Source organism: Nocardia testacea NBRC 100365 (assembly GCF_000308775.1).
GTDB lineage: Bacteria > Actinomycetota > Actinomycetes > Mycobacteriales > Mycobacteriaceae > Nocardia > Nocardia testacea.
On sequence record NZ_BAGJ01000042.1, the window covers coordinates 24,954 to 47,219 of the forward strand.

A 22,266-nucleotide genomic window follows, 5' to 3' on the forward strand; every position below is an offset into this window, starting at 1 on the left:
GATATTCTCGTGACGGAACGTATCGTCGCCGGAAATTGATGTGTGTAAACGTCATGTCGTGTTCACTGTCACACCGCCGCGGATTTGTCCGTCACCCTGGGTAACGATTAGCTTCCTCTCCGTTGGCATCGATGCCGGACCGGAGAGATCACACGCATGAATTTCGCAACAATCCGTCTCGCGAGAGCGGTACCGGGATCTCGGCCATGAGCTCCGAGCGCCGTACCGCCGCGATGGATTCCGTGGCCCCATCCGATTCCGCCGAACTCTCGCGAGAACCCTCCGCGCGAGAAATCGTCCAGCAGAATTTCGCGGGCACCGTCGTGTCCTCGCTGCGCACCTTCGGCCGCGCGGTCGGTATGGCGCGGGAATCGGTCACCGGCGCGGCGTCGGACGCGGTGCGCGGCCGATTCCAGTGGCAGGAAATGCTGATCCAGGCGTGGCGGCTGGTGACGGTCACCGCCTTTCCGGCGATCCTCATGGCGATCCCGTTCGGGGTGATCGTCTCGGTTCAGGTCGGCAATCTCATCCACAACCTCGGCGCCGACTCGTTGCTCGGCGCCACCGGCGGCCTCGGCGTCATCAAGCAGGGCGCGCCCATGGCCACCGGATTCCTGCTCGGTGGCGCGGGAGCCGCGGCCATCGCGGCCGACCTCGGCGCCCGTACGATCCGCGAGGAGATCGACGCCCTCCACACCATGGGCATCAGCCCGGTGCACCGGCTGGTGATACCCCGGATGGTGGCGATGCTGCTGGTCGCGCCGCTGCTCAATATCCTGGTGATCTTCGTCGGCGTCATCGCCGGATACCTGGTCGCGATCGGCGGGCAGGGTGTCACACCGGGCTCCTACTGGGCGACCTTCGGCTCCTTCACCACCGCCGCCGACGTCTGGGTCTCGCTGCTCAAGGCACTCATCTTCGGATTCCTGGTGGTGATCATCGCCTGTCAGCGCGGTCTGGAGGCCAAGGGCGGGCCGCGCGGTGTCGCCGACGCGGTGAACGCCGCGGTGGTGCTCTCGGTGGTCTCGATCGTCATCGTGAACCTGGCGATGACCCAGGTGACCGCCATGTTCCTCCCCACCAGGCTGGCGTGATGGCCGCGACCCATTACGTCCCGAAAGGGTTCGGTTTCCTGGCGCGGTACTTCCGGCGCGGCAGCCGGATCCTCGGCGCGGTCGATTCACTCGGCTTCGTGCTGGTGTTCTGCTGGCAGGTGCTCTCCTCGATACCGCTGGCGCTGAAGCGCTACCGCGGCGAAACCCTGCGGGTCATCACCAATATGACCTGGGGCCGCGGTTCGGTCATCGTCGGCGGTGGGACCGTCCCCATGATGATCGTGCTGGGGCTGGTGATCGGCGCGTCGATCGGCGTGGAATCGTTCGCCACCCTGGACATGCTCGGAATGGGCCCGGTCACCGGCATCGTCTCGGCGTTCGCGACCACGCGCGAGCTGGCCCCCATCGCCGCCGCGGTGGGATTCGCCGCGCAGGCCGGCTGCCGGATCACCGCGGAGATCGGTTCCATGCGGATCTCGGAGGAGATCGACGCCATCGAGGCGCTGGGTCTGCGGTCGGTACCGTTCGTGGTGACCACCCGGGTCATCGCCGGGGCGATCGCCATCGTGCCGACCTTCCTGATCGCGCTGATCGGCTCGTATTTCGCCTGCCGCGGCCTGATCACCCTGGTACACGGGCAATCCGCCGGGGTCTACGACCACTACTTCTTCCAGTTCATCGCCGGCTTCGACATCGTCGCGGCCACGGTGAAGGTCGCCGTCTTCGGCACCGTGGTGATCTGCGTCCACAGCTACTACGGCTTCTTCGCCACCGGCGGTCCCGAAGGCGTCGGTATTGCCTCGGGCCGGGCCGTGCGCGCCAGTTTCGTCGCCATCATCGCCATCGATATGGTGCTCACCCTCCTGCTGTGGGGATTCGACTCGGCGATCAGCTTCACGGGATAGGGACAGATGCCGAAGTACGGAATGCCCGGGGTCGCCGCCGATCCGCGCAGCGCGCGGCGGGTCGGTGCCGTCGTGGTCGCGCTCGTTGTGGTGCTCGCGGTGGCCGGGTACGGGTATCGCGCGCTGACCGGCGTCGATGGCGTTCGGATCGCGCTGCGGACCGAGCAGATCGGAGACGGCGTGGTGCCCGGCACGCTGGTGCGGATCGACGGTGTGCAGGTCGGTTCGGTCACCGGTATCGCGTCCGCCGGGCGCGGCACCCAGGAGATCGAGCTGTCCCTGGATCCTGATCGTCTGCACGGGATCGACGACAGCATGCTGGTGGACTACGCGCCCGCCAACCTGTTCGGGATCAGCGAGATCGAACTGCGGCCGGGCGCGGGTGGCGCGCCGCTGGAATCCGGCACGGTGGTGGATCTGACCGGACACCGGGCCACCGACGTGTACGACGCGACCATGGGTGCGCTGCTGCGCAGCCTGTCGCAGACCGGGGACACGGTGTTCACACCCGATATGGCCATGGTGATCTCGCCGGCGGCCGCCGACGTGAAGGCGTTCACCCCGCTGGCCGAGGCATTGATCACGGCGGGCCGGGTGATCGCCGACCATCAGTCCATGCCGGCGAACGAGCTGGTCGGGCGGCTGGGGCCGGCGTTCGAGGGCGGCGGCCAGTTCGCCGGAGCCACCATCGAGGTGCTCGACCAGATCGTCGATATCGATGTGCTGCGTACCGACCGCGCCGATTACGACGCGGGCGTCAAGGCGCTCACCGGCGATATCCTGCCGAGCCTGGCCGCCACCGCGCACAGCGCGGGGCAGCTGTCCGGATACACCGACGCGCTCGCACCGACCCTGAACCTGCTGGCGCTGGCCGTACCGGACCCGCAGCAGTCCGCCGCCGACCTGCGCACCCTGCTCACCCGTCTGGGGCTCGCGTTCGAGGACGGTCCCGACGGCCCGGTCCTCGACCTGGACGTGCAGCTGGGAGGCGCGCGATGACCGCACGCCGCGCCGCCTGGCGGCTGGCCCTGTTCGCCGCGGTGATGGCCCTGGTACTGGCCTTGGTGATCGGCGCCATCGAACGGCCCGTGGACGGCGAGACCGAAACCCACCACGCGCTGTTCACCGACGCCAACGGTCTGAAGACCGGAGACGACGTCCGGATGTTCGGCGTGCAGGTGGGCAAGGTCGAGGCCGTGTCGCTGGAGGGCGACAAGGCGAAGGTCCGCCTCACCGTCACCACCGACACCCCGGTCTACGACAACAGCACCCTGGCCATCCGGTACCAGAACCTCACCGGCCAGCGCTATATAGATCTGCAACAGCAGCCGAACGCCGGCACCCGGCTCGGCGACGGATCGACCATCGGCCCGGAACAGACCATCCCGTCGTTCGATGTGACCAGCTTGTTCAACGGTCTGCAGCCGGTGCTCGCGACCCTGTCGCCGGAGGCTCTCAACCAGCTGACCGAAAGCCTGCTGGCGGTGATCGAGGGCGACGGTGCCGGAATGGGACCCGCCCTGGACGCCATCGGCACGCTCAGCGAATACGTGGGCGACCGGCAACAGGTGATCGGCACCCTGGTCCGGAACATGTCGGATCTGTCCGATCGAGTGGGTGGCCGGCTCTACCATCTGGTGCCACTGCTGGCGCGGCTCACCGATATCTTCCAGGCGTTGCAGCGCAATGTGGGTGGTCTGGCCGATTTCGCGATGAGCGCGCCCTCGGTACTCGAACCGGTGGATCGATTGCTCGCCGCGGCGGGACTGAGCCCGGAAATGGGCCCCGATATCGACGCCATGATCCGGAATCTGTTCCCGGACCCGCAGCAGGCCGTCGACGTTTTTGGGCGCCTGCCCGGACTGCTGGCCGCGGTGGACACCTCCTTCCCCCGGACTCCGGCGGGGTTCCGGCCGGAGTGCAGTAAGGGCACGGCCGAGGTACCGGCTCCGGTGCGGGTGCTGATCGGCGGACAGCGGGTGGCGATATGCAACGGGTGAACCTCGGGAAGTGGACGGCGGCGGCGGGTCGCTGGTTCGACCGCGACCGGCCGATCACCGACGAACCCACGAAACTGCGCACTCAGCTGCGGCTGGGCGTGATCGGAGTGTGCGCGGTGGCGGTGCTGGCGGTGGCCGTCGGAGCGCTGTACGTGGTGCCGCTGGGAAAGCGCACCTACACCGCGGAACTCGGCGAGGCGCAATCGGTGAAACCCGGTGACGACATCCGCCTGGCCGGCGTGCCGGTGGGCGAGGTGAAATCCCTGGAGCTGCGCCCGGACCGCGTGCTCATGCGATTCACCGTGGACCGGGAGGTATTCGTCGGCGACCGCAGCTCCCTCGATATCCGGATGCTGACCCTGGTCGGCGGCCACTATGTGGCGTTGTTCCCGGCGGGCAGCGAGGAACTGGGTGACGAGCCGATTCCCGCCGACCGGGTCCGGCTGCCCTACAGCCTGATGGAAACCTTCCAGGACGCCACCACACCGCTGCGGGAAACCGACGGCGACACCCTGCGCCGCAATCTCGCCGCGCTCGACACCTCCATCGACGCCGCGCCGGAATCGCTGCGCAGCGTCCTGGACACGGTCGGCAGCTATCTGGACGCCATCGAACGCCAGCGCACCCAGGTGTCGAACGCCATCGCGACGGCCGACGAGTACGTCACCATGTACGACGGCGCGAAAACCGATCTGGGCCGCCTCATGGACAACGTCAACCTCATGGAAACCGTACTGCTGGACAAACGGGCCGAGCTGCGGCAGGCGCTCGCGCTGCTGAGCTCGGTGGTGCAGCGGGTGAGCGCGTTGGCTCCGGCCTGGGACGACACCCTGCGGCCCAAGGCGCAGCAGCTGGCCGACGCGCTGCCCCGTCTCCAGGAGTACGGCGATCAGCTGGAGCCCATGATCGTCTCGGCGCAGAGCCTGGCCACGAAACTGCGCGAGCTGACCGGGCCGGACGGCGGGGTGCGGATCGATCGGTCGGGGACCACGGTGCCGGCGCCCGGCGCGGTCCTGTGCGTTCCGCTACCCGGGAAGGCGTGCTGATGGTGCGAAAAGTGCTCGGGTCGCCGGCTCTCATGTCGATCGCCGGGGCGGTGGTACTGGTGCTGGCCGTGAGCGCGGCCTATCTGATCGCCTTCGAGCCGCTGAAACAGACCCGCGCGTACTGCGCGATCATGCCGGACAGTATCGGCCTCTACCAGGGCAACCAGGTCTCGATGCGCGGAATCGCCGTCGGCACGGTGACCGGGATCGCGCCGGAGGGCGCGAAGGTGCGGGTCGATTTCGAAGTCGACGCCGACCATCCGCTCTACGCCGACTCCGGCGCCACCACCGTGTCCAACACGGTGGTCGCCGACCGTGAACTGGCGGTGCTGTCGAGCGGGCAGACCACCGAGGAATGGGATCCCCGGCAGTGCGTGACCAAAACCCTCACGCCGAAGAGCCTGACCCAGACCGTCACCGCGCTCGCGGAACTGTCCGACCAGATCGGCGGCACCGAGACCAGGCCGAATGCCCTGGCCGGCGGACTGGACGCGCTCGACGCGGCCTCGGCCGGTACCGGCCCCCAGATCAATCACCTGATCGATCAGCTGGGCCGGGTGCTGGAATCCCCGGACGCCGATATCGCTCATCTGGCCGGCATCTTCGACGCCTACGCGTCGGTGTCCAACAAGGTCGCCGAACACTGGGGTGATCTGAAACTGATGCTCACCCGGCTGGCCCCCACCCTGAACCAGGCGCATACCGAACTGCTCACTCCCGGTATCGCGCTGTTCGACGGGCTGGGCGAAATCCTGCCGGTGCTGGGCGATCTCACGGTGATTCTGAGCAATCCGCTCATGGCGTCGCTGGACGGACTGGTACCGCTGGTGAAGCTGCTGCGTGCGAATGTCGGGTCGCTCGGCGATATCGTGCGCACCACGCCGGTACTGGTCTCGGCGTTCCGGACGGTCACCGATCCGGCGACCGGGGCGCCCGGGCTCACCTACGCGCCCCCGCGGGTGGCCGTCCCGCAGGAGAACGCCGAGCAGGTGTGTGCGGCGGTGAACGCCGTCTCGCCCGGCCGTTGTGCCGGTGCCGCCGACGGCATGGTCGATCTGGATCTGACACAGCTGGTGCTGGGATCGGTGGGTGCTCGATGACCGCGCGGATCACCGTGGACCTCGCCCGCCTGCGGCGCGGGCTGGCCGCGTTCGGCCTGGCGGCCGCACTGGGAGTTTCGGGCTGTGCGTTCGACCCCTCGGATATCCCGGTCCCCGGCGCCACGGTCGCGGGGGACAGTTACCGGTTGCGGATCGAGTTCACCAATGTGCTGAACCTGCCCGCGCGGGCGAAGGTGATCGCCAACGGGGCCCAGGTGGGCACTGTGGACAAGGTCGAGGTGATATCCGGCGACGCGGCGGGGCCGGGGTATGTGGCCGTCGATATCGAGGTCGAGGATTCGGTCGAGCTACCGGCCACCACCATCGCCGAACTGCGGCAGAACACCGTGCTCGGCGATATCCACATCGCGCTCACCACTCCGCCCGACGGCTACGACACCCTGTTGCGTCCGGGCGACACCATCACCCGCGACCGCACCCGGCCGCCGGTCCAGCTCGAGGACACCATGGCCGCCATCGCGTTCTTCGTGAACAGCGGATCGGTTGGCCAGTTGCAGGACATCGTGAATCGCGTGAACTCGGTGCTGCCGTGGGATCCGGCGGAAACGAAGCGGATCGCGCAGGTGCTGGCGACCGATACGGTCGACCTCGCCGCGCACCTGGACCAGGTGGATCTGCTGCTGCACGGTGTCGCCTCGAATGCCGAGGTGATGCACGGGATCCAGGACGAGCTGGACAATATCCTGCGCCCGGAGTCGGTCCAGCAGATGAGCGCCGCCACCGAATCCATCGCCGGGGTGACCGAGATCTTCGGCGGGCTGGGCCCGGTGGGCGGTTCGCTGACCTGGCTGGCGCCCATCGCGCAGTCCGGCGGCGCGGCCGCGACGGCCCTGATCCCGCTGGTGACCGGGGGACCGCTGGACCTGCGGCAGCCCTCGAACCTGAACCTGCTGGTCGCGCTGTTGCGGGACCGGGTAGTCCCGTTCGTGGAGAACGGTTCGCAGGTGAATCTGCGCTCGATGCGTACCGGCGATATGTCCACCGACGACCAGGTGAACCGGATCATCGAAACCCTGCGCATGATCGGAGCCGTGCGATGAAGATCGGACCACTGGCGTCGCTGGGCGGTATCGCGGCCATCACCGTGCTCGGCGCGAGCTACCTGACCTTCGGGGTGGTGCGCGCGGACCCGTTCACCGATTACCTGAACGCCTCCCTGGTCCTCGACGATTCCGGTGGTCTCGGGGTGGGTTCACCGGTCCTGCTCACCGGTATCGAGGTCGGCCGGGTGACTGCCGTGGACCGCGTCGCCGACGGCGTGGAGGTCGGTTTCCGGGTGGACGATTCGCATCGCCTGCCCCTCGACAGCATCGTCACCGTCGAACACCTCTCGGCGCTCGGTGAGCCGTATGTGCAGTTCGCGCCCAAGACCGGCACGGGCCCGTACCTGCGCGACGGGCAACGGCTGGAATCGGAGGATGTGCACAGTCCGCTGTCGATCCCGGAGGCGGCGCGGATGGTCACCCGCACCATGAACCAGCTCGATCCGGCGACCATGGGCTCGCTGGTGCGGACCCTGCGCGATGCCCTGCACGGCACCGACGCGGTACTGCCCGAACTCACCCGCGCCGCCGACCTGCTCGCGGCCACGATCATGTCCCGGGAACCGCGCATCGCCGAACTGCTCGACAATTTCGAGACCGCCGCCGCGGACAGCGACTGGTCCGGCCCGGCCACCTCGGCCGCGGCCACCGAATTCACCCGATTCGCCGAAGTACTCGACGATTTCGTCGAGTCGGTGGGCCGGTTCACCGGCGCCGAGGGCTCACCGGAGATGTATCTGCGCGACGACGGATTGGTATCGCTGCTCCAGCGGCTGCGTGAGTTCCTCGATGAGGCCGGCCCCGAACTGGCCGCCCTGCAACCCGGGCTGGTGCCGCTCACCGACGCGCTGAACGGCGCCGTACCGCAACTCGATATCGGCAGTCTGATCGGCCAGGCGTTGCAGAGCACCACCGACGATTCGGTGCGGCTGCGGGTAGGGATCGGATAACCGGACCGGGGGTTCAGGGCTGGTCCGGGACGTCGAGGTTCGCGCGGTCGAGTATCGCCTGGGCCTGGTTGTCGACATCGCCCAGGGCCGAGATCAGGTCCAGCGCACCGAGTTCGAACGGGGTTTCCTCGGCCATCTGCCGCAGTTCGGCCAGGACGGAATCGATATCGTCCTCGGGCGGGCGGCGGCGACGCCGAGGATCCGGGGCGTCTATCGGCTGCCAGGCGATGGCCTGATACCACCACGGGTCACCGGTCGCCCAGGCCCAGATCGTCTTGCGCACCAGAATCGCGTCGTCGGTGTAGAGCTGGAAGAACGCGTCGAGATCGCGATGCTCGAGCTCGAATATCTCCTCCGGTAATCGGCGCGCCCGGATATGGCACATGGGGGCGCGGATCACCTTCAGCGCCGGATCGCGCGGATCCGGCGGGGTTTCCAGGATTTCGTCGAGGATGCTCTCGGTGAGATAGGGCAGCCGGAAATCGCCCGCGGTCACCGGGACCCGGGCCGCTCCGCGCGGATTGTAGAAGCGGCGGGTGGCGACATCGAGCACGGCCAGGTCGCGGTCGGCGGTCAGGGCCAGCAGTGCGCGCAGACAGTCGAAACGATCATCGACAGTGGCCTCCAGCAGTGCTCCACGGGCGTCGGGGCGCCGGTACACCCGTAACCCGGTGCCGGAGCGGTGTATCAGTGTGCACACGACTCCCACCGGTGGCAGCGGCGGCGTCGGCTCGGGGGCACCGGCCAGGGACTGATACCGCGCGTATGCCTGCGCGGCCGACTCGATCCCGGCCGCGGGCATTACGGCGAATAGAGAACTCACCCGCCAAGTACAGCAAAATATCCGACTCGGCGCTGGTTCACTTAATAGAAATATCGCTCCGGCAACAGGATTCGCGGCGGGTCAGATACCGGTGACATCCGCGAGCTGGCCGATGCCGTAGGTGACCGCCATTGCCAGCGCACCACCGAGCACCACCCGGGCCACGGCCCGAGGCCGGCTGCTGCCGCCGAGCCCGGCGCTGATCGAACCGGTGAGCGCCAGCGCCAGCAGGACCGCGACCATGGTGACCGGTATCCGTGCCGGTGTCGGCGGCAGCAGGATCGCCAGCAGCGGTAGCAGCGCGCCGACGGTGAACGAGATCGCCGAGGACAGTGCGGCATGCCACGGATTCGTCAGCTCGTCGGGGTTCAGCCCGAGCTCGGCCTCGGCATGCGCGGCGAAGACATCGTAGGCGGTGAGTTCCTCGGCCACCTTCCGCGCGGTTTCCGCGGACAGGCCCTTGGCGTGGTAGATGGCGGTGAGTTCGTTGAGTTCGTCGGCCGGATCCTGCTCCAGCTCCCGGCTCTCCTGCTCCAGCAGCGCCTTTTCCGTATCGCGCTGGGTGCTCACCGAGACGTACTCGCCGACCGCCATGGAAATGGCGCCCGCGCTGATGCCCGCGATCCCCGCGGTGAGAATCGCGTCGGTATTCGACGACGCGGCCGCGACCCCCACCACGAGCCCGGCGGTCGAGACGATCCCGTCGTTGGCGCCCAGCACTCCGGCCCGCAACCAATTGAGTTTCGCCGCCAGTCCGGTCTGCGGGAGATACTTGTCCGCCGCTGCCTCGGTCATAACCGCACCCTATGTGAATAGCCGCAGGTGAGGACAGGCTTGCTACCCATGTGTTGCGCTCCGGCGTACTAGCCGGGCACCGCGTACACGTACAGCAACCCGACCGTGGCCAGGCCCATCAGCGGGGTCAGCACCCAGGTCTCCACCTTGTTGCCGGTCCGGGAGATGATCGGCAGCGCCAGCCGGGGCTTCAGCGGCCACAGCAGCGGGCAGCCCCGGTCGGTGAGACAGTCGCCGACGATATGGATGAGCGTTCCCAGCCCGATCGCGAACGGTAGCCAGTAGGGCGCGTCCGGTAGCCAGCGGTCCATCAGCACGGTGCCCCCGCCGGCCAGCAGCACGCACAGGCCGTAGGCGCGCAGCGAATCGCCCTTCGGTGTCAGGTGTAGTGCCCGTACCCCGAAAGCGAGCATCACGAAGATCATGCTCAGCGTGAAGTACCGGCCCAGATGATGCACCCCGGCCCAGGTCGCCCAACCGGCGAGCAGGATGAACAGCACTCCGTGCGTCCCTTTGCGATGCCCGCCGGACACCACCGAGACTCCTTTCGCGACAATATTGCTCACCGGCCCGAGCGATTGCGCGATGGTGCCGTTCGGGTGGTCGATATCGGGGAGCAGCGCCGCGCCCGCCGTGATCAACGCTCCCAGAACGAGTTCGAGTGCGCTGATCCGCACCGGCCCCTGTACCACCTCCATCACGGGAGTCGGAACGATGGTGGCGGCGGTGACGAACGCGAGCGCGCCGCTGGTGGCGTGGGAATGGCCGAGCACTAACTCTCCCGTATCTGAAAAGCGAACGAACGGTAGCGTTCAAACTAGCAATCGATTCCGACAGCCCCGACCTCGCGCGCAGCCCGCGACGCGCCGAGTGGCTACGGGCCGGGAAACACGCCGCCTCGACCGGGCGGCCGGTGAAAGATCCGATGACCGTCTGTACTGCCGCGCCCGGAGGTGCGATGCTGTCGCGGAAGGAAACGTCGTGGGGGCGATCCGTTTCGCAAAAGGGGGCGTAGATATGTGTGAATTCCGGCCGGTTCTCCATCGGGTGCCGGGATACGAACCACCGGTCGGCCGGGATACGCGAGCCGCCGGACCGCCGGGGGTCGATCGGGTGTGTGCCGCGGGGCCCGCCGTGATGAGTGAGAAGCGGGCGGCCGTATCCGAAGCCCCGATCCGACCGGCGGGTTCACCCGGAGATGTGGTCCCTTCGCCCGCCCCGTGCCGGGTCACGACAATGGCCGATTCCGGTCCGGCCCCGAGGCCTTGCGCCCCAGTGGAGACGAGAACCGAAGAACGCGCCGCTGCCCGGCCGTCACCTGCCGGGGCCTGCGCGAGCCGACCGGACCGGAAGACGCTGCGGCGCAACCACAGCGCCCCCGCGGGCGTCCGGCGCGCCCAGCGTGCCGGACACTGCGCGCCCCGGACCTCCGAACCCGCCGGCGCCCGGGCCTTCGCCACGACCTCGGTCCGGATCCTGCTCGAAGTACTCGATCGCCGGCGCCCGGTCGCGCAGCTCACCGCCCTGTGCACACCCGCTCTGGTATGCGCGATCGGTGCGCTGGTGGCAGGCGATCATGCCCCCGGCCGGACCCTCGGGTCGGCGGTACCCGGCAATGTCCGGTTGTTCCAGGTGGAGGAGCGGGCGGCGGAAGTGGTGGCCACCTACCAGCGCGGGCCGCGCCGTTTGGTCCTCGCCGGGCGGATCGAACGCGGCAGCAGCACGCCCTGGAAGGTGACCGCGCTGCGCGTCCTCTGAAACCGGCCCGTGACCTCGTGCCCGGCCCGGCGACGGTGGGGCCCTCGGCTCAGGGGCGGTCGGCTCGGATATCGACCGGGCGGCCGTCCGGATCCTGGGCCGTCATCGTCCACTGGGTGGGGAGGGTTTCGATCGGCCCGGCCGGGAGCCCGGCGCCCATGATCCGCTCCCGGACCTCGCACAGCTGGGCGTAGGTCGCCAGACGCAGACCCCATCCGGCCCGTCCGAGCGGGTCGAGATCGGTGCTCGGACCGGTCGTGGTCTCGACGATCGCCAGGTGGTCGGCGCCGCCGACGTCGAGGACCGCGATACGGGGATTGGTGCCCGAGGCGGGACGCTCGAAGGACAGCCGTGCTCCGAGCACTCCGGTGTAGTACGCCACGAGCTGGTCCAGGTCCGTCGTGGACAACGTCAGATGATTGATCCCGAGGAGTTCCGGCATGGTCATCCGAGCGTAGAGCGCTGTCTGGCTCGCGTCCAGGGTGCGGTGCGCCGGGGCGGTGTGCGGAGGCGTTGCTGGTCGCCCGCTTTGTCCGATCCGGTGTGCTCTACGCTGCTTCTCCAAATGGCGCGCGGAGCGGAGGGTGCATGGTCAGCGGAGACGAGTTGGTCGGTCGGCGACGGGATGCCTCGGCCACGCGGGCCGCGATCCTGGCGGCGGCGCAGGAATTGTTCGCCGAACGAGGCTACGAGCGCGCCACGGTACGTGATATCGCTACCCGTGCCGGGGTGAACCAGGCGCTGCTCTTCCGGTATTTCGGGAACAAGGACGAGCTTTTCCGGGCGACGATGACCGATCGTGGGCGTTCGGTGCTCGACGCCGGGCCGGTGGACGGGTTGCTCGCGCGGTTGCTGGAGCGCGCGCTGGAGCCGAGTGAGACTGTCTCGCCCGGTAATTGGTTACAGGCGGCGTTGCGTTCCAGCGGTCATGAAGAAGGCGCGTCGGTGATCCGCCGGGAGCTGGGGGAGGAGTACATCCGGGCGCTGTCGACGCTCACCGACGCCGGTGACGGTGAGTTGCGTGCCGATCTGTTGCTGGCCTGGCTGCTCGGGATCGGGCTGGTTCGTTCCGTACTGCATCGGGAGCCGCTGCACAGTGCGGATCCGGCGCAGGTCGCCGGTCATGTGCTGCGGGCGGCCGAGGCGCTGCTGGAGCGCAACGATACGAGATTCCCTCCGGCGTAACGCTGTTGCGTCGTTGACGCCACCTCCCCAAAACCCTTACCCTGCCTAAGTAAGCAACCGCTTACAGGGCTGGAGCCGCCGGGCGTCGGGAAAGGGAGACCGTATGACCGCGAACACCGAGATACGCCAGTACCCCTTCGGAGAGCCGGTTCGCCTCGATATGGACCCGCTGTTCGCCCGACTGCGCCGGGAAGAGCCGGTCTGCCGGGTCGAACTGCCCTACGGCGGCGAAGGCTGGCTGGTCACCCGGTACGAGGATGTCAAACTGGTCCTCGCCGATCCCCGGTTCAGCCGCGCGGCGACCGTGGGCCGGGAGGACCTGCCGCGGGCCACCCCGGCGCCGGTCCGCCCCGATTCGCTGCTGAGCATGGATCCGCCGGAGCACAGCCGGTTGCGGAAACTGGTGGCGAAGGCGTTCACCGCCCGCCGGGTCGCCGAGCTGCGCCCGCGCACGCGCGAAATAGTCGACGAGAAACTCACCGCACTCGAACAGTCCGGTGCGCCCGCCGATCTGGTGGAAGGTTTCGCGCTGCCGCTACCGGTCACCGTGATCTGCGAGATGCTCGGGGTGCCGCCGCGCGACCAGCACCGGTTCCGCGATTTCTCCGACGCGATCCTGTCCACCACGGCCTACACCCGGGAACAGATCGAGAGCGCCCGGGATTCGCTGGAGTCCTATCTCGCCGAGGTGGTCGCCGAGCGCCGGCAGCGCCCCACCGATGATCTAGCCGAAGGCCACGTGCGGATCTCGCGCTGGGTGAGCAGGACATAGGTGAACTCCAGGTCGCGCTGGAGGCACTGCTGCAACGTTTCCCGTCGCTGCGGCTGTCGTTGCCGCTCGACGAGATCCCGTGGAAGTCGGGCCTGCTCGTCCGCGGCCCGAAACAGCTGCTCGTGGAGTGGTGAAACCCGCTCAGAAGAATTCGCCGACCGCGAATCCGGCGAGTAGCACCGCGAATCCGCCGATCTCGCCGATGATCAACGCCGCCAGCACGAAACGGAACGACGGCGGCGGATTGTGCATCTGGTTCGTGGTGTCGCGCAGGATGCCGTGCCTGATGTAGTTCGCGATCGTGATCACGAACATCAGCACCAGGAGCCCGGCGGCGGTCGCGTCGACCGCCGCCGGCCATGCCGAGAACTGGACGAAGACCGCGATCATGGCGGTCGCGAACGAGTACAGCAGGGCGGACCGATGGGCTATGTCCACATACGGGTGTGCCACACCCTCGGGCGAACCGACCATGGCCTGCCATTTCCAGACTCCGAGCCCGAGCGCCGTCAAGAACAGCAGACCCGCGGCGAACAGCACCAGCGCGGTGGGAGTACCCATGTCGTGACACCTTTCATGATCATGTCGTGACGAGGTGAAGTATGTCCCCACCGGCCGCCGCGCGCGACCGATGTGAAGCTTTGACGTTTCGCGACGGGCCGGTCAGGTCGGCCGGCCGCGTTCGTGGCGTTGCCGGTAGTAGTCGTCGTCGGCATCGTCCCCCGGTTCGCGGCGCACACCGGGGGACGATGCCGCGGTCGGCCGGACGGTGGCGACAGCCTGCTGGAGACGCCGGGTGATCTCCTCGGGCGGGCCCGGGGTGAGGGTGAATTCCTCTTTTGTGTGGTTGATCAGCAAATAGCGGCCGTCCTGCGGCAGATAGTCCATCCAGTGGAAACCGTGCGGATTACCGGTGGGCCGGGAGTCGATCGCCGGGCCCGCGAACACCCCGATCTCGCCGATACCGGAACGTGGGCGCCGGATGATCCGGTTGATCTCCTCGGTGCGCGAGATCCGGGTGGGATGGCGGGAGTACTCGACCTTCCCGATATCCGCGCGCGCACCGTGGACCGTGCGGTACCCGCCGGCGGCGCAGCGCGGCAGGTACGCGACCAGCCGCGCCGCCAGCTGCCGAGCCGGCAGCGTGTGCAGCAGCACGTCGCCGCCGTACTCCTTGGTCGGCCCCGACGCCTGGACGGCGAGTGTGGCGGACTGCCCGGCCACCCCCGCGTGCATCCGCACGACCCGCTCGAATCCGCGGTCGTACATACCGTGCACCTCGACGCGCACCTGCGGTTCCAGCAGGGTCTCCAGGGCATGGAACAACCGCTTGTCCGCGATCGCGGCCAGCCGCTGCGCCGCGGCCGTGCGGAACCGCTCGTATTCGTCGAGCGTCGGTGGCGGGTCGGTGGGCCCGAGCGGCAGCACCCGGATCGGGTAGGGCAGCCGGTCCCGGCCGAAAGCCCGGACGGCCTGGGAGAACATCTCCCCGTCCAGGCGCCACTGTGGATCGTTCACCCGCCGATCACTCCACCCGGCGGCAGCGCCGGCGGCTGGGTACCGAGCAGTTCACTGCCCCGGTCGTACACCAGGTAGTCCGGAGTCTCGTGCTCATCGTCCTCCTCACCCCTGCTGCCGCGCGCCCCCGGCGACATCATGCCCGGCATACCGCCGCGCCCGGCACGAGTGGACGCAGCGGTCGAGGCCGCGGCCGGCGCCCCGGTCGTGGACTTCGGCGCACCCGGCACGGTCTGCCCGGGTACGAACGGGGCGGTGGATTGCGGCGTACCGGAAGGAGATCCGGACGGCGTCCCCGACGGGCTACCCGGTGTGGTGCCGGTCGGTGCGCCGGTGGTGAGCGCGGGGGCGGTCGGCGTCTCCGGTGTGGTCGACTGCGGGGTCGTGCTCTGCGGCTCGGTGGCCTGCGAGTCCTCCGGCTCTGTCGACGGATCCTGGGTGCCGTCCTCGGTCCGCGTGCCGTCGTCGCCGGTGGTGTCCTGCGGCTGCGTGGTCGGCCCCGCCGTCTGCGACGGCCCACCGGTCGGCTGCACCGGCTGCCGGGGCGGGTTACTGCCGTCGTCGACGGTCTTCTTGGGCTCGGGCAGCACGGGGGTTTTGCTGTCCACATCGGTGGCGCCCGGCTCGTAATAGGTGGTCATCACCCAGCGGGCGGTTTCCTGGGCTTCATCGGCGCGGTACTGGGGACTTTTGAAGGTGTCGCCGAAGGGCAGGGAATTGATGACCTTGTCGCCGAGGGTCACGGAGTCGGGTTCGCCGACGGATGCTTTGGCCTGGGCGAGGTAGCCTTCCATCAGATCGAGACCGTGGGCCACCATCTGGAAGCTCGCGGCCAACGGGGTGAACGAGGCGCAGAAGTCTCGGACTCCTTCGACGGCGGCGGCGCCGGACTGGCCGTCCCAGCCCTGTTCCAGGTCGATGTTCACTGCCATCAGAAAAGCATCGTTGGCCGCTCGGGCTTGCTTCGCCAGATCCCTCCAAGCTGCTGCTTTATCGTTGATCAGGGACGAGTTCACGCCCTCGAGCTTTTCCCAGATCTGCTGGTGCGTCATGGCAGGGAACCCATCCTTTTCCAGGATGGCGGGAGGCGCGAACTGACCACCGAACTCGCTGACCAAACCGGACCATTCACCGCCGACAACAGCACGATCCTGGTTCCAGGTGGTGTTCTGATCGTTGGCGCGCTGGGTATCGTCCGATTTGTTCTTCGATGCCTGATTCGCGCCGTCGATGATCGGGTTGAGCCATTGGGAGAAGGGTGACATGGCTATGCTCCTGCGTTGCCCAGAGCAGTGGATGTGGAGTCGTCGGTTTCGACGATTCTGCGTGTCGACAGCTCGAAGGTTTGCCTCATCAAAGTGACTATGTCGATGGCGGTCTTGATTCGGTTGGCGGCGGAGTCAGGGCCTTTGACGGCTTTATCGGCGAACTTGTCGCGAAGCTTGGTTGCAGAAGCCAGGCCGCCGAAACCGTCCACGAATTTCAGGCTATCCGTCTGCCTCAGCATCTTGTCGAGTTGATCCAGGAATGTGTCGCAGCGTTGCACCAGCTTGCCTCCGACGTCCGCGTCCATTCGCAGTTCACCGCTCTCTGCTTGCGTTTTGAGAGTTTGCCACTGCTGAAGCAAGGCCTGTTCCTGGCTCAAGGTGTCCTCCCCCTTTCGAGATCCTCCTACCCGCCCCGATAGGAGACGGATTCATCTCATTCCGGCAGATACGGCTCGAGGGTTTGTGCGTGCCGCATGGCCAATCCGCAGGGCGGAGACTCCGGCAGCGAACTGCGCTCGCTGTAACGCCAGTCCGCATATACAGTCAGCGAACCCTTTGCCATCGGCAGGCTGACGTAGCAACGACGGATCGGGTCTTCCTCGTCGCCTGGATAGAACTGAAGGCCCGACCGGTCGTTCACCTGGACTGGACTGAACCCGGTTACCGAAGTGTTCTCCCGCATTTGGTCGACCGTGTAAGTGGAGGCGCCGACGCCTATGAAATACGGATCATCGACCGCGTCCCAAGCGCACATCCGCCAGGATGCTCGGTCCCCAGGTGCATCGAAATCCGTATCCTTGCTGGTTGGGTCTGCGCCCGTGGCTGTCAGCGCCTCGGTGGCCAGGTCCGAGCACGGGTTCCATTCGATGTGCTGCTCGCCAGTTGCGGTGCTACTGCCCTCCGCGGCTGGTGCGCCGTCGACGGCAACACCGCACCCTGCTGACAGGCTCAGTGTCATCGCCACGAACACCGCACGAGCCGCGATCCCTGCCGAGTGTCCCTTCGCGGTGCGCATGCCCCTCCTGCAACAACGTGTGAACCTGCCACACGGACCCGGACCCACCATACCGGGTCGGCTTCCCCCCGGATACCGCAAACATGGTGGTTGAGTGGCCCGCAATGACAGCCTTCTCGGCGGGCCTGGTCAGTCGCCGACCGGGTTGCTCGGTGTCTCAGCGCTACTCGGTAGCGGCTGTGGTTGCGGGCTCGGTGCCTTGATCAGGAGGGTTGTATGGCTGGGCTTCCGATACGCGCGCGTCGCACCGAGAACGACTACGCCATTCGGGGCCGGGACGGAGGCGAGCCCAATACGGACGCTCTGTTCCCGGAACGCGCCCGCCTACCATGGTCCGGCCAGGCGACCTCGACGCACTTCCGAAGGCATGGCTGCATGACGATTCGAAACATCTGGCGGCGGGCCGGTCTATCATCATTGCTCGTACCTCCTCGCGACCTGCCGCAGTAGATCTCGTGTTTGTCGTTCATCCAGTGTGGCGAGTCGGAGCGAGTCGTGGATCTCGCGATAGGTCTCGACATCGGAGGTGCCTTCGAAGAACATCGAGCCCGTGGTCGTCTCGGTGTAGACCACGGGCGGCTCATCGCGGTACTCGCGGCTGTGCTGCGGGAAGTCGAGGATGATGTAGGGAAGAACGGGGCTCCATTTTCCCGGGAATCCCGCTGCAAACGGAAGTACGCGGATCACGACATTGGGAAGTGTGCCCAGGTCGGCGATGTGCCGAAGCTGCGCACACATAATGGATTTCGAGCCGACTCGCGTGTGCAGGACGCTCTCGTGCACCAAGAACTCTGCCGATACAGGACTGTTCCGCCGAGTGAGAATCGCAGACCGGCGCATTCGCAGTGCGATACGGCGTTCGACGGCTTCCGGCGTATCCAGCGGGAAATAGGGTTTCTCGACAGCCCGCGCATAGTCAACGGACTGTAGGAGCCCGGGGACGATTGAAGACTGATAGAAGTACAGGTGAGATGCCGCCGACTCCAGCGCCAAGTAGGTCCTGAATCCTCCCCTGAACACGCGACGAGTCCCGTTCCACCACGACTTGGTCGCCCTTTGCTGTGCCAACTCTTTCAGATCTTCGATATCGGCCTCGTCGAGTTCGTACAGCCTCCCGAACCCCTCCACATCCCGCAGCTTGACCTTTTCGTTGTGTCCCTTCTCCAGCCGGATGAGCGCCGTTTTGCTCATCTCCATTTCCCGGGCCGCTTGTTCGAGGGTGAACCCCACCCCCTCGCGCGCTTCCCGCAGGGCGCGACCCAGTTGCCGGCGCGGCAGCGTCGAACCGGGTTGATCGTGTGTCGGCATTGTTCCCCTTCCCCTGATCGGTCCGGAACGGCCCAGGTGGCGGTCCGTTCCGGACGACGCCGCTCGGTCGACCGGACTGTTGTCTGGATGTACGGATGAGCTGAATTTCGCTGTGTCGCTGAGCCGTACGGGCGCGGCGTGCGGGCAGCAACATAACCATATGGCCGAGCAACACGGAAGCCCGCTGACCAGGGCAGGACGACAGGAACACGAGGGGTCCGCGCACCGCGCGAGACCGGTGCGGGCGGTCTCCGCGACGGGTCCCGAGCGGCGCCCGGCGCCGATCGGTGTGCCGGGGAGCGTGCGCTGTACCGAGTTCGGCGGTCGGCGGGTGGTGTGGTGGCTCGACCGGGATTGTGTCCGGATCGTCGAGGTGCATGACGCTTCCGGTAGCGGGATACCGGTCTCGGGCGCCGCGGATCTGGCGGAGATGCGGGAGCGTCGCCCCGACCTGGCAGCGCTGTGGGACGCCGTCCGGCACGATCTGTGGTCCCGGCTCGCCACGGCGGTCCACGGATGACCCTGATCCGTTATCCCGACCCGGAATCCGTGGACGAGATCACCGCCCGCTATCTGCTGTCGCTGCCCACCGCGTTGATGCCGATGCTGTACGGGTTCCGTTTCGACGGCCACGCCGTCGACGCGGAATGCACCGCCGTGGATCTTGCCGGGGAACGGGGTGCGGGTGAGGCCAATCCGATCCATCGGCGTGCGGCGGATCTGCGCAGGCTGCTCGGGCCGGGCATGTTCGGATTCGGGCTGGTGTTCGTCGTCTTCGCCGACCAGCTCACCGATCGCCCGGAGAACCGCCACATTCCCGAACAGGTCCGTGCGGCGGCCGGACAACTACCCGGCGCCGACGACCTCGTAGTGGCCGCGATCGCCGACGCGCGGGGCCGGCAGTGGTGGGCCGTGACCGGACGGCACCTGCGGGAACTGGGCCCGGTGCGTATCCACCTGCCCGCGACCACCCCGGACCGTTGGCGTATCACCGCGGGCCTGGATGTCTCGCTGTGGACCGCGGCGTTGGCGCTGGACGATGCCAACCACCCGCACTTGTTACGACTGCGGTCCGCGTCGCAGCGGTGAGCGGGCGCGGCCGGTCAGGCCTCGCTGGGCTGGACGATGACAAAACCTTCACCGTCGAGCCGCAACTGGAACGCTTCGCCGGATCCGCCGCGCACCATCGACCCGAACGACTGCGACCGGTTCAGCGAGGTCTGCAGGTTCGCGCTCCAGCCGACCACGGCGTCGGTGTCGACGAAAACGGGGGCCTGTGGGTGCACCGGGATGATGATCGGCGTCCCCGCGCAGACCAGCCCGAGCCGCCCCTGCCCGGAGAACACACAGTTGAAGAGTCCGCCGCCGGCCATCCCGACGCCCTGCACCATGCGAATGTCGTAGTGCAGGCTCGAGTCGAATACCAGGACATTGCGGCCGTTGAGGGTGAGGGCGTCGCCCGGGGCGAGGTCGACGGTGAAGCAGTTGCGGTCGAAATGCGCGAACCAGGCCTCGCCGTGGCCGCGGACCGTCATCAGCGGCACGCCTTCACCGGTCAGCGCCCGTTGCAGGAACTTCCCGACACCCTGGCCCTTCTTCTCGAACCGCAGGTCACCGCGGAACGCGACCATGGAGCCCTGCCTGGCGAGGCATTCGCCGTTCACCGCGTATTTCAGGGATTTGGCGCTCTGCGCGGTCAGGCCGGGGGCGGTCGCGGGCTGCGCCGTGTTCTCGGCGGCGAACAATTCACTCTGCACGATGCGGTCCTCTCCTGGCATCCACGGACGGTCGCCAGCCTATTGGACACGGCCTGTCGTACCGGCGGTGTCACGTGCGATCTCCCGTTGCCCGAGCCCCGTGGGCACCTTCCGTGGGCTTGCCGTCGATTATCTGCGGGTCGAGTACCACAGCCCGCCCGATCCGGTGCCGGGCCGATTCCGGGCGTCGGCGGCACCCTCCCACGCTGCGCGCGGGTCCGTTAGATTGGCGGATCGGGTATTCCCGCCCGGGTGACCACGAACCGTCGAGGATAGGTGCCGTATGACCAAGACCGCGCTGGTGACCGGAGCGTCCTCGGGGATCGGCCGGGCGACTGCCGCACTACTGGTACGGCGGGGGTACCGGGTGATCGGGACCAGCCGGAATCCGGAGACGATCGCGGACTCGGCACGGGTGGCGGGGGTGGAATATCGCGCGCTCGATCTGACCGATCAGGCGGGGATCGAGGGGTTCGGCGCCGACCTCGGACCGGTGGATGTGCTGGTCAACAATGCGGGGGAGAGTCAGTCGGGCCCGCTCGAGGAGCTGCCGATCGAGGCGATCGAACGGCTGTTCCAGTTGAACGTTTTCGGGGCCGTCCGGCTGGCGCAACTCGTGCTGCCGGGGATGCGGGAGCGGGGGTACGGGCGGATCGTCATGGTGGGGTCGATGCTGGCCAGCTTCCCCCTGGCGTATCGGTCGTCGTATGTGGCGGCGAAGGCGGCGATCAAAGGGTTCGCGGATGCGGCGCGGCTGGAGACGGCGCCGTTCGGGGTGTGGATAACCACCGTGGAGCCCGGCTCCATCGCGACCGGGATCGGGGAGCGGCGTACGAAATACATCGCCCGGGATTCGGTGTACGCGGGGGATTTCGACACGATGATCAGGCATCTGGATCGCAACGAGCGGGCCGGGATATCGCCGGAGCAGGTGGCCGAGACGATTCTGCGGGCGATCGAGGCGGACAAGCCGAAACCGCTGTATGCCCGGGGGAGCCGCGCGCCGATCGTCTTCCTGTTGCGGCGGTTGGCGCCCGCGCCGGTGATCGAGAAGTTCGTCGCGGGAATGCACGGGCTGAAGCGTTGAAGCTCCACGTCGGCTGTGCCATGTGGACGCATACGGCGTGGCCGGTCCGCGGTGACAAACTGCGCGGGTACGCGCAGTGGTGCAACGCGGTGGAGGGGAATACGACGTTCTACGCGGTCCCGGCGCGGCGGACCGTGGCGAACTGGGCGAACCAGACCGATCCCGATTTCCGGTTCGTGATCAAACTGCCGAAAACCCTCACCCATGAGCGCCGGCTGTCCGGGGTGGACGCCGAACTGCGGCAGTTCCTGGACACAATGGAACCGCTCGGGACCCGGATGCATGCCCTGTGGGTGCAGCTGCCGTCCTCGTTCGGGCCCGCGGACCTGGGTGCGCTGGCGAGGTTCTTCCGTGGGCTGCCCGCGGAGCTGCCGCTCGCGGTGGAGGTGCGGCATCCGGAGTTCTTCACCGACGAGAGTGCCGCCGGGCAGCTGGAACGGGTCCTGGGGCGGGTCGGCGCCGAATGGGTGCCATTCGACACCACCGTGCTGTTCGCCGCGCCCGCCGCGAGTCCGGCCGAATTCGAGGCCCGATCCAAAAAACCCCGGCTGCCGCGCCGGATGAAGGCGCTGACGGACGCGCCGATCGTCCGGTACCACGGCCGCGACGATCACGCGGTCACGGTCGCGGGGTGGCGGCCCTGGGTCGAGCGGACCGCGGAATGGCTGCGCGAGGGACGGTCGCCGACGGTCTTCCTGCACACGCCGGACAATGCGTCGTCCCGGGATCTCGCGCGCCGGTTCCACGATGAGGTCCGCGCCCTGGTGCCCGAACTGGAACTCTTGCCGGACCCGGCGGACGCCGAACCCATGACGCTGTTCTGAGGAGCCGGGGACCCGGGAGCGCTCAGCAGTCGTCGT

General features: G+C 67.7%; 26 protein-coding genes. 15 read left to right on the forward strand and 11 right to left on the reverse strand.

The window, feature by feature from the left end:
• Positions 1-233 precede the first annotated feature (233 nt).
• Genes ON38_RS05655 through ON38_RS05690 form a run of 8 tightly spaced genes read left to right on the forward strand, consistent with a single transcriptional unit; the run spans position 234 to position 8,120 of the window.
• Positions 234-1,094: an MlaE family ABC transporter permease gene (locus ON38_RS05655; RefSeq protein ID WP_039822962.1), complete on the forward strand. Its 861-nt coding sequence runs from the start codon at positions 234-236 to the stop codon at positions 1,092-1,094.
• A complete protein-coding gene (locus tag ON38_RS05660) occupies positions 1,094-1,960 on the forward strand; it encodes an MlaE family ABC transporter permease (RefSeq protein ID WP_039822912.1) in 867 nt (288 codons plus the stop codon). The genes ON38_RS05655 and ON38_RS05660 overlap by 1 nt, the downstream gene beginning before the upstream one ends.
• Before the next feature lie 6 nt (positions 1,961-1,966).
• Positions 1,967-2,959: an MlaD family protein gene (locus tag ON38_RS05665; RefSeq protein WP_039822914.1), complete on the forward strand. Its 993-nt coding sequence runs from the start codon at positions 1,967-1,969 to the stop codon at positions 2,957-2,959.
• Positions 2,956-3,960 carry an MlaD family protein gene (locus ON38_RS05670; RefSeq protein ID WP_039822915.1) on the forward strand — a complete coding sequence of 335 codons (1,005 nt, stop codon included), beginning with the start codon at positions 2,956-2,958 and terminating at the stop codon, positions 3,958-3,960. Before ON38_RS05665 ends, ON38_RS05670 begins: the two co-directional genes overlap by 4 nt.
• A complete protein-coding gene (locus ON38_RS05675; RefSeq protein WP_039822916.1) occupies positions 3,948-5,006 on the forward strand; it encodes an MCE family protein in 1,059 nt (352 codons plus the stop codon). Before ON38_RS05670 ends, ON38_RS05675 begins: the two co-directional genes overlap by 13 nt.
• Entirely contained in the window at positions 5,006-6,106 is a 1,101-nt protein-coding gene (locus ON38_RS05680; protein WP_039822964.1) for an MlaD family protein, read from the forward strand. Before ON38_RS05675 ends, ON38_RS05680 begins: the two co-directional genes overlap by 1 nt.
• The gene (locus ON38_RS05685) at positions 6,103-7,167 is read left to right on the forward strand and encodes an MlaD family protein (RefSeq protein ID WP_039822917.1); all 1,065 of its coding nucleotides are present in this window, start codon (positions 6,103-6,105) and stop codon (positions 7,165-7,167) included. Before ON38_RS05680 ends, ON38_RS05685 begins: the two co-directional genes overlap by 4 nt.
• Positions 7,164-8,120 carry an MlaD family protein gene (locus tag ON38_RS05690; RefSeq protein WP_039822919.1) on the forward strand — a complete coding sequence of 319 codons (957 nt, stop codon included), beginning with the start codon at positions 7,164-7,166 and terminating at the stop codon, positions 8,118-8,120. Before ON38_RS05685 ends, ON38_RS05690 begins: the two co-directional genes overlap by 4 nt.
• A gap of 13 nt (positions 8,121-8,133) precedes the next feature.
• Here the strand turns inward: ON38_RS05690 and ON38_RS33955 are convergent, their stop codons facing one another.
• From ON38_RS33955 to ON38_RS05705, 3 genes are all read right to left on the reverse strand, one after another.
• On the reverse strand, positions 8,134-8,943 hold the full coding sequence (locus ON38_RS33955) for a hypothetical protein (protein ID WP_157181674.1): 810 nt from the start codon (positions 8,941-8,943) through the stop codon (positions 8,134-8,136).
• 81 nt (positions 8,944-9,024) lie between these two features.
• On the reverse strand, positions 9,025-9,738 hold the full coding sequence (locus ON38_RS05700; protein WP_039822920.1) for a VIT1/CCC1 transporter family protein: 714 nt from the start codon (positions 9,736-9,738) through the stop codon (positions 9,025-9,027).
• 68 nt (positions 9,739-9,806) lie between these two features.
• A complete protein-coding gene (locus tag ON38_RS05705; RefSeq protein ID WP_039822922.1) occupies positions 9,807-10,511 on the reverse strand; it encodes a metal-dependent hydrolase in 705 nt (234 codons plus the stop codon).
• 502 nt (positions 10,512-11,013) lie between these two features.
• Between ON38_RS05705 and ON38_RS05710 the strand changes: the two genes are divergently transcribed.
• Positions 11,014-11,496, forward strand: coding sequence for an Rv3235 family protein (locus ON38_RS05710; protein ID WP_051164409.1), 483 nt, complete (start codon positions 11,014-11,016; stop codon positions 11,494-11,496).
• Between the two features lie 49 nt (positions 11,497-11,545).
• Here the strand turns inward: ON38_RS05710 and ON38_RS05715 are convergent, their stop codons facing one another.
• Positions 11,546-11,944, reverse strand: coding sequence for a VOC family protein (locus tag ON38_RS05715; RefSeq protein ID WP_245563925.1), 399 nt, complete (start codon positions 11,942-11,944; stop codon positions 11,546-11,548).
• A gap of 140 nt (positions 11,945-12,084) precedes the next feature.
• On the opposite strand from ON38_RS05715, the gene ON38_RS05720 reads away from it, so the two are divergent.
• Complete coding sequence (locus ON38_RS05720) at positions 12,085-12,681, forward strand: TetR/AcrR family transcriptional regulator (protein WP_039822925.1); 597 nt, start codon at positions 12,085-12,087, stop codon at positions 12,679-12,681.
• A gap of 103 nt (positions 12,682-12,784) precedes the next feature.
• Entirely contained in the window at positions 12,785-13,453 is a 669-nt protein-coding gene (locus ON38_RS05725; protein WP_051164410.1) for a cytochrome P450 family protein, read from the forward strand.
• A 141-nt stretch (positions 13,454-13,594) separates the two neighbouring features.
• Here the strand turns inward: ON38_RS05725 and ON38_RS05730 are convergent, their stop codons facing one another.
• The 6 genes from ON38_RS05730 to ON38_RS35835 all read right to left on the reverse strand — a co-directional run bounded on the left by ON38_RS05730 (position 13,595) and on the right by ON38_RS35835 (position 18,562).
• Positions 13,595-14,014 (reverse strand): hypothetical protein, encoded by a 420-nt coding sequence (locus ON38_RS05730; RefSeq protein ID WP_039822926.1) that lies wholly within the window; start codon positions 14,012-14,014, stop codon positions 13,595-13,597.
• A 102-nt stretch (positions 14,015-14,116) separates the two neighbouring features.
• Positions 14,117-14,971: an ESX secretion-associated protein EspG gene (locus ON38_RS05735; protein WP_039822928.1), complete on the reverse strand. Its 855-nt coding sequence runs from the start codon at positions 14,969-14,971 to the stop codon at positions 14,117-14,119.
• Positions 14,968-16,236 (reverse strand): hypothetical protein, encoded by a 1,269-nt coding sequence (locus ON38_RS05740; RefSeq protein ID WP_039822930.1) that lies wholly within the window; start codon positions 16,234-16,236, stop codon positions 14,968-14,970. The genes ON38_RS05735 and ON38_RS05740 overlap by 4 nt, the downstream gene beginning before the upstream one ends.
• 2 nt (positions 16,237-16,238) lie before the next feature.
• On the reverse strand, positions 16,239-16,616 hold the full coding sequence (locus tag ON38_RS05745) for a hypothetical protein (RefSeq protein ID WP_039822931.1): 378 nt from the start codon (positions 16,614-16,616) through the stop codon (positions 16,239-16,241).
• 56 nt (positions 16,617-16,672) lie between these two features.
• The gene (locus tag ON38_RS34670; RefSeq protein WP_157181675.1) at positions 16,673-17,254 is read right to left on the reverse strand and encodes a DUF3558 domain-containing protein; all 582 of its coding nucleotides are present in this window, start codon (positions 17,252-17,254) and stop codon (positions 16,673-16,675) included.
• A 414-nt stretch (positions 17,255-17,668) separates the two neighbouring features.
• A complete protein-coding gene (locus ON38_RS35835) occupies positions 17,669-18,562 on the reverse strand; it encodes a helix-turn-helix domain-containing protein (RefSeq protein WP_039822934.1) in 894 nt (297 codons plus the stop codon).
• A gap of 160 nt (positions 18,563-18,722) precedes the next feature.
• Here ON38_RS35835 and ON38_RS35840 point away from each other — a divergent pair, with 160 nt between their 5' ends.
• Both ON38_RS35840 and ON38_RS35845 read left to right on the forward strand, forming a co-directional pair.
• A complete protein-coding gene (locus ON38_RS35840) occupies positions 18,723-19,082 on the forward strand; it encodes a hypothetical protein (protein WP_157181676.1) in 360 nt (119 codons plus the stop codon).
• The gene (locus tag ON38_RS35845; RefSeq protein WP_039822937.1) at positions 19,079-19,651 is read left to right on the forward strand and encodes a hypothetical protein; all 573 of its coding nucleotides are present in this window, start codon (positions 19,079-19,081) and stop codon (positions 19,649-19,651) included. Before ON38_RS35840 ends, ON38_RS35845 begins: the two co-directional genes overlap by 4 nt.
• A 14-nt stretch (positions 19,652-19,665) precedes the next feature.
• Here ON38_RS35845 and ON38_RS05770 read toward each other — a convergent pair whose 3' ends face one another.
• Complete coding sequence (locus ON38_RS05770; protein ID WP_218000738.1) at positions 19,666-20,340, reverse strand: AIM24 family protein; 675 nt, start codon at positions 20,338-20,340, stop codon at positions 19,666-19,668.
• A 262-nt stretch (positions 20,341-20,602) separates the two neighbouring features.
• Between ON38_RS05770 and ON38_RS05775 the strand changes: the two genes are divergently transcribed.
• Positions 20,603-21,406: an SDR family oxidoreductase gene (locus ON38_RS05775; protein ID WP_039822939.1), complete on the forward strand. Its 804-nt coding sequence runs from the start codon at positions 20,603-20,605 to the stop codon at positions 21,404-21,406.
• The gene (locus ON38_RS05780; protein ID WP_506330615.1) at positions 21,403-22,230 is read left to right on the forward strand and encodes a DUF72 domain-containing protein; all 828 of its coding nucleotides are present in this window, start codon (positions 21,403-21,405) and stop codon (positions 22,228-22,230) included. The genes ON38_RS05775 and ON38_RS05780 overlap by 4 nt, the downstream gene beginning before the upstream one ends.
• Positions 22,231-22,266: the final 36 nt, after the last annotated feature.

What these genes read in the sequence shown, in the direction of transcription:
- ON38_RS05655 (WP_039822962.1), top strand. Translation starts at nt 234, where the DNA reads ATGGATTCCGTGGCCCCATCCGATTCCGCCGAACTCTCGCGAGAACCC.
- ON38_RS05660 (WP_039822912.1), top strand. Translation starts at nt 1,094, where the DNA reads ATGGCCGCGACCCATTACGTCCCGAAAGGGTTCGGTTTCCTGGCGCGG.
- ON38_RS05665 (WP_039822914.1), top strand. Translation starts at nt 1,967, where the DNA reads ATGCCGAAGTACGGAATGCCCGGGGTCGCCGCCGATCCGCGCAGCGCG.
- ON38_RS05670 (WP_039822915.1), top strand. Translation starts at nt 2,956, where the DNA reads ATGACCGCACGCCGCGCCGCCTGGCGGCTGGCCCTGTTCGCCGCGGTG.
- ON38_RS05675 (WP_039822916.1), top strand. Translation starts at nt 3,948, where the DNA reads ATGCAACGGGTGAACCTCGGGAAGTGGACGGCGGCGGCGGGTCGCTGG.
- ON38_RS05680 (WP_039822964.1), top strand. Translation starts at nt 5,006, where the DNA reads ATGGTGCGAAAAGTGCTCGGGTCGCCGGCTCTCATGTCGATCGCCGGG.
- ON38_RS05685 (WP_039822917.1), top strand. Translation starts at nt 6,103, where the DNA reads ATGACCGCGCGGATCACCGTGGACCTCGCCCGCCTGCGGCGCGGGCTG.
- ON38_RS05690 (WP_039822919.1), top strand. Translation starts at nt 7,164, where the DNA reads ATGAAGATCGGACCACTGGCGTCGCTGGGCGGTATCGCGGCCATCACC.
- ON38_RS05700 (WP_039822920.1), bottom strand. Translation starts at nt 9,738, where the DNA reads ATGACCGAGGCAGCGGCGGACAAGTATCTCCCGCAGACCGGACTGGCG.
- ON38_RS05715 (WP_245563925.1), bottom strand. Translation starts at nt 11,944, where the DNA reads ATGACCATGCCGGAACTCCTCGGGATCAATCATCTGACGTTGTCCACG.
- ON38_RS05720 (WP_039822925.1), top strand. Translation starts at nt 12,085, where the DNA reads ATGGTCAGCGGAGACGAGTTGGTCGGTCGGCGACGGGATGCCTCGGCC.
- ON38_RS05725 (WP_051164410.1), top strand. Translation starts at nt 12,785, where the DNA reads ATGACCGCGAACACCGAGATACGCCAGTACCCCTTCGGAGAGCCGGTT.
- ON38_RS05730 (WP_039822926.1), bottom strand. Translation starts at nt 14,014, where the DNA reads ATGGGTACTCCCACCGCGCTGGTGCTGTTCGCCGCGGGTCTGCTGTTC.
- ON38_RS05740 (WP_039822930.1), bottom strand. Translation starts at nt 16,236, where the DNA reads ATGTCACCCTTCTCCCAATGGCTCAACCCGATCATCGACGGCGCGAAT.
- ON38_RS34670 (WP_157181675.1), bottom strand. Translation starts at nt 17,254, where the DNA reads ATGCGCACCGCGAAGGGACACTCGGCAGGGATCGCGGCTCGTGCGGTG.
- ON38_RS35835 (WP_039822934.1), bottom strand. Translation starts at nt 18,562, where the DNA reads ATGCCGACACACGATCAACCCGGTTCGACGCTGCCGCGCCGGCAACTG.
- ON38_RS35840 (WP_157181676.1), top strand. Translation starts at nt 18,723, where the DNA reads ATGGCCGAGCAACACGGAAGCCCGCTGACCAGGGCAGGACGACAGGAA.
- ON38_RS35845 (WP_039822937.1), top strand. Translation starts at nt 19,079, where the DNA reads ATGACCCTGATCCGTTATCCCGACCCGGAATCCGTGGACGAGATCACC.
- ON38_RS05770 (WP_218000738.1), bottom strand. Translation starts at nt 20,340, where the DNA reads ATGCCAGGAGAGGACCGCATCGTGCAGAGTGAATTGTTCGCCGCCGAG.
- ON38_RS05775 (WP_039822939.1), top strand. Translation starts at nt 20,603, where the DNA reads ATGACCAAGACCGCGCTGGTGACCGGAGCGTCCTCGGGGATCGGCCGG.